General features: G+C 69.9%; 17 protein-coding genes and 1 pseudogene. 10 read left to right on the top strand and 8 right to left on the bottom strand.

Annotation, left to right across the window (positions count from 1 at the left end; translation table 11 throughout):
* The first annotated feature begins 63 nt into the window (after window positions 1-63).
* The 3 genes from ACRRRO_RS20475 to ACRRRO_RS20465 all read left to right on the top strand — a co-directional run bounded on the left by ACRRRO_RS20475 (window position 64) and on the right by ACRRRO_RS20465 (window position 1,193).
* Complete coding sequence (locus ACRRRO_RS20475) at window positions 64-321, top strand: LysM peptidoglycan-binding domain-containing protein (RefSeq protein ID WP_434080768.1); 258 nt, start codon at window positions 64-66, stop codon at window positions 319-321.
* Between the two features lie 96 nt (window positions 322-417).
* Window positions 418-888, top strand: a complete 471-nt coding sequence (nrdR, locus tag ACRRRO_RS20470) for a transcriptional regulator NrdR (RefSeq protein WP_424787948.1) — start codon at window positions 418-420, stop codon at window positions 886-888.
* A 107-nt stretch (window positions 889-995) separates the two neighbouring features.
* The gene (locus ACRRRO_RS20465) at window positions 996-1,193 is read left to right on the top strand and encodes a DUF5302 domain-containing protein (RefSeq protein ID WP_424797202.1); all 198 of its coding nucleotides are present in this window, start codon (window positions 996-998) and stop codon (window positions 1,191-1,193) included.
* Window positions 1,194-1,225: 32 nt separating this feature from the next.
* Here ACRRRO_RS20465 and serA read toward each other — a convergent pair whose 3' ends face one another.
* The 3 genes from serA to ACRRRO_RS20450 are packed head-to-tail and all read right to left on the bottom strand — an operon-like array spanning window position 1,226 to window position 4,732.
* Complete coding sequence (gene serA, locus ACRRRO_RS20460; RefSeq protein ID WP_434081611.1) at window positions 1,226-2,437, bottom strand: phosphoglycerate dehydrogenase; 1,212 nt, start codon at window positions 2,435-2,437, stop codon at window positions 1,226-1,228.
* A gap of 43 nt (window positions 2,438-2,480) precedes the next feature.
* Window positions 2,481-4,259, bottom strand: coding sequence for a HelD family protein (locus tag ACRRRO_RS20455; RefSeq protein WP_434080767.1), 1,779 nt, complete (start codon window positions 4,257-4,259; stop codon window positions 2,481-2,483).
* On the bottom strand, window positions 4,232-4,732 hold the full coding sequence (locus ACRRRO_RS20450) for a hypothetical protein (protein ID WP_434080766.1): 501 nt from the start codon (window positions 4,730-4,732) through the stop codon (window positions 4,232-4,234). The genes ACRRRO_RS20455 and ACRRRO_RS20450 overlap by 28 nt, the downstream gene beginning before the upstream one ends.
* A 198-nt stretch (window positions 4,733-4,930) precedes the next feature.
* On the opposite strand from ACRRRO_RS20450, the gene ACRRRO_RS20445 reads away from it, so the two are divergent.
* Together ACRRRO_RS20445 and ACRRRO_RS20440 are read left to right on the top strand one after the other, a co-directional pair.
* Window positions 4,931-5,857 carry a proteasome assembly chaperone family protein gene (locus ACRRRO_RS20445; protein WP_424797200.1) on the top strand — a complete coding sequence of 309 codons (927 nt, stop codon included), beginning with the start codon at window positions 4,931-4,933 and terminating at the stop codon, window positions 5,855-5,857.
* A gap of 264 nt (window positions 5,858-6,121) precedes the next feature.
* Complete coding sequence (locus tag ACRRRO_RS20440; RefSeq protein ID WP_424787944.1) at window positions 6,122-6,325, top strand: cold-shock protein; 204 nt, start codon at window positions 6,122-6,124, stop codon at window positions 6,323-6,325.
* Window positions 6,326-6,394: 69 nt separating this feature from the next.
* Here the strand turns inward: ACRRRO_RS20440 and ACRRRO_RS20435 are convergent, their stop codons facing one another.
* Together ACRRRO_RS20435 and ACRRRO_RS20430 are read right to left on the bottom strand one after the other, a co-directional pair.
* Complete coding sequence (locus ACRRRO_RS20435) at window positions 6,395-6,724, bottom strand: hypothetical protein (RefSeq protein ID WP_434080765.1); 330 nt, start codon at window positions 6,722-6,724, stop codon at window positions 6,395-6,397.
* Entirely contained in the window at window positions 6,703-7,233 is a 531-nt protein-coding gene (locus ACRRRO_RS20430) for a spermidine synthase (RefSeq protein WP_434080764.1), read from the bottom strand. The genes ACRRRO_RS20435 and ACRRRO_RS20430 overlap by 22 nt, the downstream gene beginning before the upstream one ends.
* A 215-nt stretch (window positions 7,234-7,448) precedes the next feature.
* Here ACRRRO_RS20430 and ACRRRO_RS20425 point away from each other — a divergent pair, with 215 nt between their 5' ends.
* From ACRRRO_RS20425 to ACRRRO_RS20415, 3 genes are all read left to right on the top strand, one after another.
* Window positions 7,449-7,856: an SAV_6107 family HEPN domain-containing protein gene (locus ACRRRO_RS20425; protein ID WP_434080763.1), complete on the top strand. Its 408-nt coding sequence runs from the start codon at window positions 7,449-7,451 to the stop codon at window positions 7,854-7,856.
* On the top strand, window positions 7,853-9,106 hold the full coding sequence (dinB, locus tag ACRRRO_RS20420; RefSeq protein ID WP_424797197.1) for a DNA polymerase IV: 1,254 nt from the start codon (window positions 7,853-7,855) through the stop codon (window positions 9,104-9,106). The genes ACRRRO_RS20425 and dinB overlap by 4 nt, the downstream gene beginning before the upstream one ends.
* 96 nt (window positions 9,107-9,202) lie before the next feature.
* Window positions 9,203-9,589, top strand: a complete 387-nt coding sequence (locus ACRRRO_RS20415; RefSeq protein WP_424797196.1) for a DUF3040 domain-containing protein — start codon at window positions 9,203-9,205, stop codon at window positions 9,587-9,589.
* Window positions 9,590-9,616: 27 nt separating this feature from the next.
* Here ACRRRO_RS20415 and ACRRRO_RS20410 read toward each other — a convergent pair whose 3' ends face one another.
* From ACRRRO_RS20410 to ACRRRO_RS20400, 3 genes are all read right to left on the bottom strand, one after another.
* Window positions 9,617-11,749: a transglutaminaseTgpA domain-containing protein gene (locus tag ACRRRO_RS20410; RefSeq protein WP_434080762.1), complete on the bottom strand. Its 2,133-nt coding sequence runs from the start codon at window positions 11,747-11,749 to the stop codon at window positions 9,617-9,619.
* Window positions 11,749-12,711, bottom strand: a complete 963-nt coding sequence (locus ACRRRO_RS20405; RefSeq protein ID WP_434080761.1) for a DUF58 domain-containing protein — start codon at window positions 12,709-12,711, stop codon at window positions 11,749-11,751. Before ACRRRO_RS20405 ends, ACRRRO_RS20410 begins: the two co-directional genes overlap by 1 nt.
* 218 nt (window positions 12,712-12,929) lie before the next feature.
* Window positions 12,930-13,874, bottom strand: coding sequence for an AAA family ATPase (locus ACRRRO_RS20400; RefSeq protein ID WP_434080760.1), 945 nt, complete (start codon window positions 13,872-13,874; stop codon window positions 12,930-12,932).
* A 302-nt stretch (window positions 13,875-14,176) separates the two neighbouring features.
* Between ACRRRO_RS20400 and mraZ the strand changes: the two are divergent.
* Both mraZ and rsmH read left to right on the top strand, forming a co-directional pair.
* A pseudogene (gene mraZ / locus ACRRRO_RS20395) lies at window positions 14,177-14,604 on the top strand (division/cell wall cluster transcriptional repressor MraZ).
* A 143-nt stretch (window positions 14,605-14,747) separates the two neighbouring features.
* Window positions 14,748-15,737 carry a 16S rRNA (cytosine(1402)-N(4))-methyltransferase RsmH gene (gene rsmH, locus ACRRRO_RS20390; RefSeq protein WP_424797193.1) on the top strand — a complete coding sequence of 330 codons (990 nt, stop codon included), beginning with the start codon at window positions 14,748-14,750 and terminating at the stop codon, window positions 15,735-15,737.
* Window positions 15,738-15,744 lie beyond the last annotated feature (7 nt).

Here is a 15,744-nt window from a genome sequence, read left to right as displayed (position 1 = left end):
CCGGTGCGCCCGGCCAGGGCGCGCGAACACGCCCCCCTGCGGCTGACCACCCGCGGACGGCGGGTGCTGGTCGCGCTTGGCTTCGCGCTGGCGATCGCCGTGGGCGGCGGGCTCGGCACCCTGCTGGCGCCAGAGGCGCAGACGCCGGCAGAGGTCTCCACCGTGGTGGTCCAGCCGGGCGAGAGCCTGTGGGTGATCGCGAGTGAGATCGCCGATCCGGGGCAGGACGTGCGCCAGGTGGTGGAGACCATCCGCGGCATGAACGGGCTGGAGCGCTCCACCGTGCACGCCGGCCAGGAGTTGAGCGTCCCGCAGGGCTGAGGAACCCGCTGGAGGGCGACGTCCCACACCGGTAGCCAGATGTGGCATTGTGTGTGCACCGAGCACGCCGTCACCAAGCCGGGAAGGGACGCGCCGATGCATTGTCCGTACTGCCGTAACCCCGACTCGCGGGTGGTGGACTCCCGCACCGCCGACGACGGCGGCAGTATCCGCCGCCGCCGGCACTGTCCCGAGTGTTCGCGCCGCTTCACCACGGTGGAGAGCACCAGCCTCACGGTGATCAAGCGATCGGGGGCGATGGAGCCGTTCAGCCGGGAGAAGGTCGTGGCCGGTGTGAGCAAGGCGTGTCAGGGTCGCCCGGTCTCCGCCGATGACCTGGCGCTGCTGGCCCAGCAGGTGGAGGAGTCCATCCGCGCCACCGGCGTGGCCGAGATCGACTCCCACGAGGTCGGATTGGCGACCTTGGGGCCGCTGCGGGCGCTGGACGAGGTGGCGTACCTGCGCTTTGCCAGCGTCTACCAGAACTTCACCTCCCTCGAGGACTTCGAGGCCGCGATCACCGCGCTGAAGTTGGACCGCAATCCTGCCTCGGAGCAGTACGCCTGAGGGTGCATGGCCGGGGTTTATCCGCTGGCGTGTTCGCGCCGGACCCGGCAAGGTTGCGGATGAGCCACCCCGGTCCCGGTCCGTGGTGAGTTCAGGGAGGACTGTTGATGTCATCGAAGAAGAACGGATCCGAAGGCCCCGATCGGCTGATGGCCGATGCCAAGGCGAAGATGCGCGAGGCGCTCGATCGCAAGAACGCGGGTGACCACCCCACCGCAGATGGAGTCCGGAACACCGGTTCGGTGAACGGGCCGGAGGTGGTCGGCGAGCCCAAGCGGACATTCCGGCCGCGTAAGACCGGCTGAGTTCCTCGCTCGGCGCCCGGTCCGAAGCGTGCCTAGACCGACCCGTTGAGCTCGCGGACACTGTGGTGCCCCTCGATCTCACGAAGGTGGTCCCTTGCCTGCCGCGGCAGGGTGCCGCTGATGTCGGTCACCGAGTAACCCACGTCACCGGTGGTGGCGAGCATCTGGGAATCGATGTTCGCACCACCGGAGGACAACGCCTGGTTCACCGCGGCCAGCACGCCGGGCACGTTCCGGTGCAAGTGGGCGATGCGCTGGCGACCCGGCCCGGGCGTGTCCAACGTGAGCCTGGGCAGGTTCACGCTCAGGGCCGTGGAGCCCGAGCGCATGTAGTCGCGGAGTTTTCCGGCCACGAACACCCCGATGTCCTGCTGCGCCTCCTCGGTGGATCCGCCCACGTGCGGGGTCAGGATCACGTTGGGCAGCCCACGCAGTTCGGATTCGAACGGGTCGCCGTTGCGCTTGGGCTCGTCGGGGAAGACATCCACCGCGGCGCCGGCCAGATCCCCGGCCCTGATCGCATCGCGCAGGTGGGCGTAGTCCACCAGGAACCCGCGGGAGAGGTTGAGGAAGATGGCACCGTGCTTCATCCTGGCGAACTGCGCCGGCCCGAACATCCCGGCGTTCCCGGCCCGGCCGTCGACATGCAGGGTGACCACATCGGAGACCTCCAGCAGGGAGTCCAGATCCGGCATGCGGCGGGCGTTGCCGAGGGCGAGTTTCTCGGCGTTGTCGTAGAAGACCACCCGCATCCCCAGGGCCTCGGCGACGACGGAGAGTTGGGTGCCGATGTTGCCGTACCCCACGATGCCCAGCGTGCGCCCACGCACCTCGTGCGCACCGTTGGCGGACTTGTCCCACAGGCCCGCGTGCAGTGACTTGTCCTTCTCGGTCAACCGCCTGGTGAGCGCGATGATCTCGGCCAGGGCCAGTTCCACGACCGAGCGGGTGTTGGAGAACGGGGCGTTGAAGGCGGCCACCCCGTGGTGGACGGCGGCATCCAGATCGATCTGGTTGGTGCCGATGCAGAAGGCGCCGATCGCCTGTAGGTCCGGACTCCGCGACAGGACGCGTTCGGTGACGTTGGTCTTGGACCGGATGCCCAGGACGGACACACCTGCCAGGGCCTCGATCAGTTCGTCCTCGTCCAGGGAACCGGGCACGGTGGAGACGTCCGCGCCGGATCCCTCGAGTAGATCGAGTGCCAGGGGATGGATGTTCTCCAGGAGCAGTGCCTTGACCACGGTGCTCATCGTCCTTCTTCTTCCTCGCCGGTAGCCAGGCGTCTCACCTGTCGGACATCGGCTGGTCCAGTGCGGCTGCGAAACCGGCCGGCAGTTCCTCGGCGTGCACCACGTGCAGACGCTGGGTGGGCCGCGTCATCGCCACGTAGAGATCCGCGGGCTCGCCCTCGGCCAGGATCGCCGCGGGCTCGGCCACGATCACTCGATCGAACTCCAGTCCCTTGGCCCCGGCCGGATCCAGCAGCACCACTTGGGCGGCCAGGTCCACCGGTCCGGCCGGGATGTCCAGCATCCTGCTCAGTTCATCCTGGCGGGCTGTCGCGGTGATGACGGCCACGGTGCCGTCGCCCACGGCGGCCACTTCGTCCTCCAGCACCGCCGCCACGGTCTCACCGAGGCTGTCCGCTGCGGTCAGGACCAGTGCGTCGGGGACCTCGCGGGCCGATTGCAGGGGTGCCGGCGGGTGCTTCGGATCGGCGGCGGTCACAGCAGCCCGGGCCGCCCGCATCACCGAGGCCGGCGTGCGGTAGTTCACAGTCAGTTCGGCGACCCGCCAGTCCCGGCGGAGCATCGTGTCCAGGCGCTGGGACCACTCGCGGGTACCGGCGGGGGAGGAGGTCTGTGCGACGTCGCCGACCACCGTCATTGACCGGCTGGGGCAGCGCCGCAGCAGCGCCCGCCAGGCCATCTCCGAGAGCTCCTGTGCCTCATCGATCACGATGTGCCCGTAGGTCCAGGACCGGTCCCGGTAGGCGCGCTCGGCGGTGGTCAACTGTGGCCCCGACTCAGCGAACCGTCCCGCGAAGGTCTCCGCCGACACCAGATCGCGGGCAGTGACGGGATCGTCACTGCTACCGACCGAGGCGAGAACCTCCCGGGCGTAGGCGACCTCCTGCTCCCGGCGCGCGGCCTCCATGCGCGCCTGGGCGCGCTCGGTCTCGTCATCGGAACCGATGAGCTCGGCGGCCTCGTCGATCAGGGGGATGTCCGCCGTCGTCCACTCCGACCCGACCGGCCGCACCAGGGCCTCGCGGTCGGCCGCCGGCATCCGTCCGGCCACGGCTTCGAGTTTGTGGGGTTTGGCGAACAACTCGGCCACCAGGCCGGTAGCCGTCAGTGGCAGCCAGCACAGGTTCAACGCCACCCGCACGTCCCGGGCACTGCGGATCTCCTCGACCACCTCGGCCGGATCCTCCCCGGCGCCGCCGATCTGCTCCAGGTACTGGGTAGCCAGTGCGGTCAGCATCGCGCGGACGAACGTGACCCGGGCCCGGTTGTGCGGGTGCCCGGACCGTCGGGCGCGGGCCTGAGCCTCCCGCACCTCATCCGGCCGCAACTGCAGCACCACCGATCCCACCTTGAGTTCCTGGGGCCCCAGCACCCGCTGCTTGGCCCTGACCGCCCGGGAGATGATCCCGGCCCATGCGCGGCGCCCCTTGATCCTGGCCACCCGCGGTTCCTCGGTGGCGGTGGCGCTGATCCCAGGAATCAGATCACCCAGCGTCGAGGAGACCACCCCGGTCTCGCCCAGGGCTGGCAGCACCTGTTCGATATAGCGCAGGAACACCCGGCTCGGGCCGATGAGCAGCACGCCGGAGCGTTCCAGGCGTTCCCGGTGGGAGTACAGCAGATAGGCCGCCCGGTGCAGGGCCACAGCGGTCTTGCCGGTGCCCGGGCCGCCCTGGACCACCAATACCCCGCCCAGGTCGGAGCGGATGATCGCATCCTGCTCGGCCTGGATCGTGGCGACGATGTCACCCATCCGTCCGGTGCGGGAGGCCTTCAGCGCGGCCATCAGCGCACCCTCGCCGGCCAGTTCCACCTGGTGTCCGGGTCAAGTGCATCGAGGTCGAGAACGTCGTCCTCGATCGCCACCACCTGGCGATGCCTGGTTTGCAGGTGCCGGCGCAGCGTCACGTCCCCGGGAGCGTGCGCGGTGGCCTGGTAGAAGGCACGTGCCGCCGGTGCCCGCCAGTCGGTGAGCACGGGGGAGTGCTCGGCGTCGGAGATGCCGATCCGGCCCACGTAGCGCCGATCGCCGTCGCGCAGGTCCAGCCGTCCGAACACCAGGCGGTCCTCGACCGCGTCCAGCGCGGCCACCCGGTCCTCGTACATGGTCGCGAAGGCATCCCTTTCGGACCGGTTCTGCGGTGATCCGCTGGGTCCCTCACGGCGTATCTTGGCCAACCGCTTCCGGGCGCCCGCGCGTAGTTCGTCCAGGCGGGCGTAAACGAGGTCGACGTAGGACTGCTCGACCTCCAGGGCGTTGCGTGGGCCGACTTCAGGGCTGGTCACAATAGGTTGGTACTCCGCTGCGGTGATCGTGGCCGGTACGCCGGGGCTCCAGCGGCTCGGAAGGCTTGGGGAACCGGGCGACCGTTCATTATGCCTCTACCCTGGGGTGTGGTGCACCCCTGCTGCCGGTGCGGAGCCGGCTGGAATGTGACCACCGCAGGAAGCGTTGAGTATGGGGTGAACGAGGAAAGGACGTCCATGGCTGCTGATCCGCGCGATTTGTACACCCGCGAGACCGAGGTAACCGACCTGCCCGAGGGCGAGGTCGCGGTGCTGGTGCACGCCTTGCAGGGCTCGATCGACGCCGGACACGCCGGAGCGCTGCTCGCCGAGCACCTCACCGCCAAACTCAGCACCCGCCGGGTGGCGACCTTCGATGTCGATGCGCTGCTGGACTACCGCTCCCGCCGGCCGGTGATGACGTACGAGGACGGGGCCTGGACCACCTATGACGAGCCGGTCCTGACGCTGGACCTGCTGCGGGACGACGAGGGTCAGGCGATGCTGCTGCTGCACGGGCTGGAGCCGGACCTGAAGTGGGAACTGTTCATCGACGCGATCACCGGCCTGATCGAGGAGTTCGGTGTGCGCACCACCGTCGGAGTGCACGGGATCCCGATGGGGGTACCCCACACCCGCCCGATCACCGTGACCGCCCACGGGACGCGGCCCGAGTTGGTGGCCGATTACCCCAACTACATCAGTTCGGTGCGAGTACCGGGTTCGGCGTCGGCACTACTGGAGTTCCGCCTGGGTGGGCGCGGCCACGACGCCCTCGGGTTCGCCGCGCACGTCCCGCACTACCTCGCTCAGTCCGACTATCCGCAGGCCGCCGCCGAACTGGTGCGCCAGATCACCCGGGTGACCGGTCTCGGGCTCCCGATCGGTGACCTGGAAGCCGACGGCGTGCGGATCCAGACCGAAATCGACCGGCAGGTCGGTGCCTCCGAGGAGGTTGGCGCGGTGGTCCGGGCGCTGGAAGAACAGTTCGACTCCTTCGCCGAGGCCACCGGGGACGAGGCGTTGGGCACACCGGTGGTGGAGGCGGAGGAGGTCCCCAGCGCCGATGAGATCGCCGCCCGCTTCTCCCAGTACCTGGCCGGCCAGGACAACGACAAGGGCTGAGCGGGTCCGTCCAGCAACCCTGGATAGTCCACTAGCCGGACTCGGCGGGTGTTGCGGTAGCGCTTCTGCGGCAGAGCATGACATGCTGGCCTTGTTACAGTTTCACTTACGTTCGACCCGGGTGGGCACTCCTGTGCGCAATCCCAACATTCCGGGCCAGGTACCACTTGGTCGGGGATGAGATAGGCGTGGGGCGAAGCATGTGGCAAGACGGGGCCGGCACACGGCTTGCCCCACCAACGTCCCCGGAAGGACAAGCACAACATGGCACAGGGAACCGTCAAGTGGTTCAACGCTGAGAAGGGCTATGGATTCATTGCCCAGGACGGTGGCGGAGACGACGTCTTCGTTCACTACTCGGCCATCGAGTCGGACGGCTACCGCTCCCTCGAAGAGGCGCAGCGGGTTGAGTTCGAGATCACCCAGGGCCCCAAGGGTCCGCAGGCGGAGAGCGTCCGCATGGTCTGATTCCAGACCTCCCACGAGCCCGGTCGGCGCAGTTGCGCCGGCCGGGCTCGTGGCTTTTCCGGCACCTCGCTAGGGCAGGCTGATCAGCCCGTCCGGATCCTCGCGGGTGTCGGGCAGCATGCTCAGCATCCGCTGCTCGGCGGACTCGGAGGCTTGGGTCGGCTCCTCCCCGGCGCGCCACTGATCGGACTCGACAGGATCGCGGAACACCTGGGCGGTGCCGATGAAGTCCCGCAGGTCGCGGCCGTGCAGTACTCGCGCGGTGGGGGCGAGGGTGCGCAACGACCGGTTCAACTCAGCGGTGGGCCAGGGGCGGTTGGCGCCGAGGATGACGACGTTGCCGTAGCGACGCCCGCGCAGTACGCCGGGCTCGGCGATCACGGCGGTGTGGGCGAACACCTCGGCGAGGGTGGCCGCTTCGCGCCGAGCCCCGGCAGCGGGGGGTTGTCTGCCAGGTTCAGCAGGTAGCACCCGGCCTGGTTGAGCCGATCGGCCACCAGTTCGGTGAACTCCACGGTACGCAGGTGTGGTGGGACGGCGCCGGCGGCGAACGTGTCCCGGATCACGGCGTCGCCGCCGCCGCTGCGCAACGAGGCGATGGTCGCGCGAGCATCGGCCACGCGGATCCGCAGTCGCGGGGCGCGCGGCAGGTCGAACCACGTGCGCACGTACTCAGCGAGTTTGGCGTCGATCTCCGCGACCAGGTGACGCGAGTCGGGCCAGAGTGCGGCCATCGCCCGCGGGAGCGCACATCCGGCACCGCCCAGGTGCACCACGTTCAGCGGTTCCTCCGGGCCGAATCGATGGGTCAGCACCACCTGCATCTGCTGCATGTACTCGAACATCAGCCGGGTGGGGTCGTCCAGGTACAGGTGGGAACTCTGCACCCCGTCCAACAGCAGCAGCACACCGTTCGGATCCTCGGTGTCGGGGTCAGTTCTACGGTGGCATACGTGGTGGGGATCGGACCCTGTGGAAGCGCCGCGACCGACGGCGCCACCGAGCGTGTCTTGCGCCGAGCCATGCAGGGAACGGTACCCCGCGACCCGGGTGGGACCGAACGCGGTAGGCCCTTGACAACTTCGAACGAGCGTTCGATAATGGTAGTGCGGGAAGGGAGTCGATGATGGGCGGTGCGGTACCTGAGCGGTTGCTTCGGCGAGCCCATGCCGAACTCGATCAACTCTCGGGGCGGGCCGAGGGGCAGGAGAATTTCCTGCACGCCCATATGGCGGCGCTGCGCGCCGGGGCGGCGTTGCTCGCCCTGCACCCGGCCTCGGCCGGCAGGCGGCGCGCGGTGCGCAGCGTCTGGGAACAGATCGCCGAGTTGGACGAGGTCTGGGTACCGTGGGCGGCGCTGTTCGCCTCCGGCGCGCCGATCCGGGCGGCGATCGAGACGGGGCGTGCGCCGGCCCTCGAGGCCGCGCAGGTGGCGCGCACCGAGCAGGCCGCAGTGGAGTTCGTCGCGATCGTGAGCGAGGCGGTGCGGACGGCGCGCGAGCCCACGCACCTTCCGGCGATGGCCTCGTGAGTCGTTCGGCGCGGTCGGCGGCGGCGGCCGGGAGGGACTGGGGCGACGACGACTCCGGAGCGCCCATCCTGCACGTGGACATGGATGCCTTCTTCGCCGCGGTGGAGTTGATCGAGCGGCCCGACCTGCGTGGCAAGGCGGTCATCGTCGGTGGCCGCCATCGTGGCGTGGTGGTGTCGGCGACCTACGAAGCGCGGGAATTCGGGGTGCACTCGGCGATGCCGATGGCGCGGGCGCGGGCAATCTGCCCGCACGCGGTGGTGCTGGAGCCCCGGCACGAGCGCTACCGGGAGGTCTCCCTCGCGGTCCTTCAGGTCCTGGGCGAGATCACCCCGGTGCTGGAACAGGTCAGCATCGATGAGGCGTTCCTGGACGTCTCCGGAGCGCGCCGGCGACTGGGCTCACCGACACAGATCGCGCAGCAGATCCGCGAGCGCATCCGCACCGAGCTGTTCGTGGATGCCTCCGTGGGAGTTGCGGGCACCAAGTTCGTGGCGAAACTGGCCTCCAGTCACGCCAAGCCGGACGGGATGCTGTTGATCCCTGCCGAGGCCACCGTCCCGTTCCTGCATGCGCTGCCCGTGGGGGCATTGTGGGGGGTGGGTGAGCGCACCGCGGAACGGCTGGCCTCGATGGCCATCCACACCGTCTCCGACCTTGCGCACACGCCCGCACCGACCCTGCACCGCCTGCTCGGAGTGGCAGCCGGACAGCGCCTGCTGGACCTGTCCTGGGGCCGCGACCCGCGCCCGGTGCAGCCACAGCGGCAGGAGAAGTCGATCGGACACGAGCAGACCTTTGCGGTCAACCTCTCCCGCACCGAGGAATTGAACGCGGTCCTGTTGGACCAGGCGCACCGTTGCGCGATGCGGTTACGGGCGGCGGGCACCGTCACCGCGTCGGTGTCGATCAAGGTACGGTTCGCCGACTTCACCACCCTGTCCCGTTCCCGGGCGCTGTCGGAGCCCACCGATGTGGCGCAGGCCGTTTACGCCACCGCCCGGGAACTGCTGGCCGGGGTCGCCCTGCCCGCCGGCGGCGTGCGGTTGCTGGGCGTGCGGTGTGAGGCCCTCAGTCCGGCGGCCACCACCGCCGTCCAGGGCACCCTGGCCGGGCCCGGACCGGGCCGCCGCGATGCCGAACGGGCAATGGATTCCATCACCGCTCGATACGGGCGCGGCGCGGTCCGAGCGGCCACTCTCGTGCGTCCGGGAGGCTCGCCGGACGTTAGAGATGCCACATCTGGGTAGCTTCGCTCCGCTTCGGCTACCACTATTGGCTCCGGGCACTTATCCTAGGTACCAGACCCCTCGTCGGGGTACCCGTCAACCGCCCTGGGAGGTACCGTGCCTCTCTCCGAGTACGAGCAGCGCGTACTGGAGGAGTTGGAGCAACAGTTGCGCTCCGACGATCCCAAACTCGCCGACACCATCTCCGGACGTGCCGGCCGCAAACCCCTGCAGATCGGCTTGGGGATCGTGGGCCTGCTCGGTGGTCTGGCCGCCCTGGTGGGTGGTCTGGCCGGCGGGCATCTCTGGCTGAGTGCCGTCGGCTTCCTTCTCATGTTCGCCGGTGTGCTGGTGGCGATGTCGCGCCCGAAGGGTCAGCCCGACGGTGACGCCTCGAACGTGCACCCGATCCGAGGGGGCGGCAGCGGCAAGACCGCGCCGCGTGATTCCGGGTTCATGGACAAACTCGAAGAGCGCTGGGACCGCCGCCGACGCGAACCCTGAAGTCCGGTCACACCCGGTCCCGGGTGTTCACCTCGTGCATGACCCTGCGGCGCCACTTGCTGCGCGGATGCTGTCGGCGGATCTCCTCCAGTACCTGTCTGCGCCACTGATGCACCTGCTTGCCGCTCGGCGCCTGCCGCCCGGGTGGTGCATAGCGGTGGCGCCCACCGCCCCCACCAGTTCCGCCAGGGCCTGCCCGGGCTGGCCGGTCAGCCCCACCCGCGCCCGTAGCCCTCGGGGGGTCTCTCCGGGGTGAGCGGACTCCGGTGCGATACCGGTGGCGGCCCGGCGCACCCGTGCCCAGGAACGCTCCACGTCAGACCCGCGGCGCTGACGGTACTGCCACGCCAGCACGCCGCCGATCAAGCCGACCGGGATGGCCAGCGCGAGCCAGCGCCAGTGGGAGGGCTGATCGGAGGCACCGCCGATCGATTCCGGAGTCGTCTGCGGAGTTGCGGCGTCGGCCGGTTCCTCCGGGGTCTGTGGGGCCGCGGTACCGGTGGGGAACTCCTCCTCGGGCGATTCGGCGCCCTCGGGCACCCCGGTGGCCCACTCCGGCGGAGCGCCGGTGCGCCCCGGTGGGGTGGGCTCGAACCGGACCCAGCCCACGCCGTCGAAGTACACCTGCGGCCAGGTGTGCGCCCGGTGGCCGCTGACCTCGACGGTGTCGTCCTGATCGGACTCTTCCCCGGGCAGGAACCCCACCGCCATCCGGGCCGGGATGTCCAGCGTGCGGGCCATCACCACCATCGCGGTGGCGAACTGGACGCAGTAGCCACGGCCGCTGCCGAGGAAGTCCCAGACCGCATCGGAGGTCCGGGCCGGGTCCACCTCGACGTCGTAGGTGAACTGGCTGTCGAACCGCAGGAAGTCCTGGATGGCCACCGCCTGCTCATATTGGGTCCGGGCACCGGCAGTATCGACGACCCGTTGCGTCAGCGCTCGGATCTGATCGGCGTGACCGGTGTCGGGTACGTGCAGGGTGAGGGGGTCGACCTCGGGGTCCTCGACCAACTCCACGGCGTTGAGGTCCGCCGGATCCAGATCCACCTCGAAGATCTCCGCCTCGTACTCCAGCGGCGTCGAGCCGGAGCCGATCACCTCATCGGAGTCGCCGTCGTAGGCCCATTCGCCCTCGATCGAGAGCCGGCGCGGCTGGTCGGGCAGCAGCAGCCGGTCCTGGGCCAGGTCCAGCACGTTCATCTGCAGCCGCTGGTCGGGCCGGTCGGCCTCGATCGGGCTCGGCCACAGCACTTGATTCTGCACCGGCTCGGTCTCGCGGGGTTCGGTGCCGCGCAGCCAACGCTGCCCGGTGAACTCGGTGAGGGTGTAGGCATGCAGCGGTCCGAGGTTCTCGGGGTCGCTCGCCCGGTAGGAGTAGAGCAGCTCGTCGGCGCCCCGATCCAGATGGTCACTGACGTCAAGGCCCAGATCGAGCCGCGTGGCGCTGGTGCCCCCGGATTCGGACCACTGCCAGGTGGACGTGGGAATGAGCAGGACCGCAGGGGCGGCGATCAGAGCCACCACGACGGTGAGCGCGGCGGCACCGGCGGCTGATCTCCATGCGCCGTGACGCGCACGCTGTTCCGCTCCGGTTCCGGCGGAGTGCAGCACCAGCAGGCCCAGGTAGCCGGTGGCGGCGAGCACGAACACCGCTGCCGGCACCGGTTCACCCAGGGCCACGGCGGGCATCCACGGCGCCAGCAGGGCGATCCCGGACCACGCCGGTGCCCGGCAACCGACCGCGAGCAGCTCGGCCAGCAACAGGACCACCAGCAACGCCGAGACGATGCCCAGCGCCAGTCCCGCGCTGCCCACCACCGGGGCCTGGGTGGCGGTATCGGCCATGCCCTGCCGGAGCAATGCCAGGAACTCACCGGGCGCGGCCACTCCGGGCAGTGGCTCCAGCATGCCGTCGCCGGGAACGAACAACGCGGCGGTGAGGTAGGTCCCGATCGCGCCGCTGATCACCGTGGGCAACCAGATCGAGGCCAGCCAGGTGCGGATGAGCACCAGCGACGCGGCCGTCACGCTCAGGACGACCAGGGCGCTGGGGAACCAGGAGGCCGTCTCCACCAGGCGCTCCAGGCTCAATCCACCGCCCAGCGCGGCCAGCACCAGGAGCCCGGCGGCGAGGACCCGGCGCGGGTGCCCGTCCATCAGCGCACCACCAGGGGCGTGAGGAGGGTGTTCCAGGACTCGGCGATCCCGGAGGTGTCGGCGCGAGCGCGCGCGGTGTGCAGGGCCCAGCCGTGCTTGGCGAGTCCGGCCGCCGGTACCCGCTCGTCGTAACGGTCGGTGACGATCAGGGCGTAGGCACGGCGGTGACCGGCTAACGGGCTCAGGGTATGGAGCAGGCCGACGTCGGGGGAGTGCAGTACCGCGATCAGACTCGGGCCGGCCCCGTGCAGCCCCCGGCGTTGCTCAGCACGCAGCGCCGCGGGGGTGATGGTGGCCGGGGCGATCACGTCGAGGGCATCCGCTGCGGTGGTGCACGTGACCGAGTGCACGTCCGGATCGGCATCCAGGCCGGCCCTGGCGCACACGTGCAGCCGCACCGGGACCCCGGAGGAGACGAGGCCGACCGCAAGCGAGGCGAAGGCGCTCAACGCCCACTCCGCGCCACTCTTGCGGCCCAGATCCAGTAGCAGGTCCACCGCCGGAGGGTGGGAGGGCTCATCGGCGCGGACCATCAACTCGCCCCGGCGTGCCGAGGTGCGCCAGTGCACCCGGTGCACGTCGTCGCCTCGCACGTACTCGCGCAGCGTCAGGTCCTCCACCGAGCGCTCCGGAAGTCCGAAGGCCGAGTGCTCACTTCCACTCAGGTCTCGTAGCCGCAGCGACTCGTCCAGCACGGCGGTCCGGGGCCAGATGAGCAGCGGTTCCCCGCGGTCACCGCGGACCGGCCAGCGCAGCAGCCCCAACGGGTCGCCGTGGACCACGGTGCTGGGCCCGAGCCGGTGGTATCCACGCTCGCGTGGGCGGATCTGGTAGGTCCAGGCTCTGCGCTGCTGACCGGCAGCCCGGACGTGGGAGCGGTTCAGCAGCGCCGGCGTTCGCTCGCGGAGCCGGGACCAGGCGCCCAACTGGCCCGCGAGCAGTTCCAGGTGGACCGTGGCCACCTGAGCCACGACCGGCCGGGGTGGATCCACCCGGCGGCGCGCAGCGCATCCGTGCGGCACGCCGGCGGCTGCCCAGCACCCAGACCAGAGCGACCGCGATCAGCCCCAGCAGCAGGGCGCTGATCCGCGCGAGGGCCAGGGCGTCCGTCGCCGCCGCTGCGACCGCCAGGAGGGCACCGGCGGCGAGCATCCCGATCCCGCGTAAGGTCAGGCGCATCTCAGGACGGGCCGGGGGCCGGGATGCCTCGGAGAATCTGGCCGATGAGTTCAGCGGGGCCGGCCGAGGCACCACGCCGAGCGACGACCCGGTGCGCCAGGACGGACACGCCGATCTCCTGGATGTCATCAGGCAGGACGAAGTCCCGGCCCTGCACGACCGCCAGCGCCTTGGCCATCGCCAGCAGTTGCAATCCCGCCCGCGGTGAGGCGCCCAACGCGATCTCCTCGTGACGACGGGTGGCCCGGACCAGGTCCAGGATGAAGCCGCGCACGGCATCGGAGACGTAGACGGCGCGCACCGCCAGCCGCGCGGCCTGAATCTCGTCGTCGTCGGTGAGGGCTTGGTCGAGGTCAGCCAGCGGATCGGCGAAGCCGCCGGTGGCCAGCAACTCGAGCTCGTCCTGCTGGGCGGGATAGCCGATGCGCACCTGAGCCATGAAGCGGTCGCGCTGCGCTTCCGGGAGCGGGTAGGTCCCGGCCATCTCCACCGGGTTCTGGGTGGCGATCACCATGAATGGATCGGGCAGTGGATGAGTGGTCCCGTCGACCGTCACCTGGCGCTCCTGCATGCACTCCAGCAGCGCCGACTGCGTCTTGGGGGAAGCGCGGTTGATCTCATCGCCGATCACCACGGTGGCGAACAGGGGACCGGGGTGGAACTCGAAGTCTCCGGTCTGGGCCCGGTAGACGCTCACGCCGGTGAGGTCGCTGGGCAGCAGGTCCGGGGTGAACTGCACCCGCCCCATCGTGCCTCCGACCGAACGGGCCAGGGCCTTTGCCAGGGTCGTCTTCCCCACCCCGGGCACGTCCTCGATCAGCAGATGGCCCTGAGCGAGGAAGACGGCGACGACGGTGCGCACGACGGCGGGACGGCCGGACAGAACCTGGCTCAGGTTGTCCATCAGCCGAGCGATCGCAGCCGCTTCGGTGGTCGTCGTCGTCATGGTCCGAGGGTACGTCCTGCGCGGCTCCGGCGCCCACGGGTCTGCAGATTCTCCACTTCGCTCCACCGTGGTCCCGCGTGTGGCCGCACTCGGCGGGAAACAGCCTGCCGGGGTAGGGATCCACCACGCAATCACGGTCTGAAGGGCCCGCTGCTGAGGAATCTACTCCACATCGCACCACGGCCCTGACCTGCAGAAATAGTAGGAACTCCTGCGCAAAACGCGTGCGTTGCGATTGACGGTGGAGGAAAGTGGAGTAATGTGGGGGAATCCGGACTAGTAGGGAGGGTTGGGGGTGGCACATGTTCCTCGGGACTTACGAACCCAGGCTCGACGACAAGGGCCGCCTGATCCTGCCCGCGAAGTTCCGGGAGGCGCTGGCCCGGGCATCGTGCTCACCCGGGGCCAGGAGCGCTGCCTGTACGGGTTCCCGCGCGCGGAGTTCGAGCGGGTGCACGCCCAGATGCAGTCGGCGTCCCTGACGTCCAAGCAGGCCCGGGACTTCCAGCGGATCCTGCTCTCCGGAGCCTCCGACGAGATCCCGGACAAGCAGGGCCGCCTGACCGTTCCGCCGGTGTTGCGCAAGTACGCCGGGCTCGGGCGCGAACTGGCGGTCATCGGCGCCGGATCGAAGATCGAGATCTGGGACTCAACCTCCTGGACCGAGTACCTGGCCGCCTCCGAGCAGGCATTCGCCGAACTCACCGAGGAGGTGGTCCCCGGCCTGTGATCGGGTCCGACTCCGTCCCACTTGGTCTCTCACCGCGACTCTGGCGCACTTCCCCGGCGCCAGATCGGGCGGCGGGAGTCCTGGTCGGACGGCGGAGGGGCCTCCGACCACCTCAGGATCAGTGCCAGCAGCGAGGACGTTCGATGATCAGCAAGCCGATCGGCGCACTGCACGCGCCCGTCCTTGCCGACCGCTGCGCCGAACTGCTGGCCCCAGCGCTGGACGCGCCCGGTGCGCTCGCTGTGGATGCCACCCTCGGGATGGGCGGCCACAGCGAGGTGCTGTTGCGTCGCCATCCGGGTCTGCGCCTGATCGGGATCGACCGCGACCAGCAGGCACTGGCGTTGGCAGGGCAGCGCCTGGCCGCCTTCGGCGACCGGTTCGAGCCGGTACACGCCGTGTATGACCAGATCCCGGCAGTCCTGGCCGAGCGGAGCCACGGACCGGTCCAGGGGCTGTTGTTCGATCTCGGCGTCTCCTCCTTGCAGTTGGACCGCGCCGAGCGAGGTTTCTCCTACGCCCAGGAAGCCCCACTGGACATGCGGATGGACCAGAGCGCCGGACGGACCGCCGCCCGGCTCCTCGCGGAGGAGGACGAGGCCGGCCTGCGCCGGATCCTCTCCGACTACGGCCAGGAGCGGTTCGCCGGCCGTATCGCTGCGGCGATCGTGCGCCGTCGTCGGACCGAGCCGCTGCAGCGCAGCGGCGAACTGGTCGACCTCGTCCGCGAGAACATTCCCCAGGCCGCCCGGCGCACCGGTGGCAACCCCGCAAAGCGGACCTTCCAGGCGTTGCGGATCGCGGTGAACGCCGAACTCGAGGTGCTGCGGGCCGCGCTGCCCGGTGCGCTGCAGACGCTGGCGGTGGGCGGTCGGATGGTGGTGCTGTCCTATCACTCCCTGGAGGATCGGATGGTCAAGAACGCCTTCCGGCCCGGGTTGACCTCCTCCACGCCCGTGGATCTGCCCACCGAACTGCCCGGGCATGAGCCCTATCTACGCTCTCTCACCCGCGGCTCCGAGGCGGCCGGCGACGCCGAACAGCGTGCCAACCCGCGCTCGGCCTCGGTACGACTGCGCGCCGTCGAACGGCTCCGCCCCACGCCGAAGCATCTGCAGGAGGGTCCAGCATGAGCGCAGT

Origin of the sequence: Sanguibacter sp. Z1732, from assembly GCF_051020515.1 — a bacterium.
Lineage (GTDB): Bacteria > Actinomycetota > Actinomycetes > Actinomycetales > Beutenbergiaceae > CALKWS01.
This window is presented reverse-complemented; position numbering and strand designations above follow the sequence as displayed.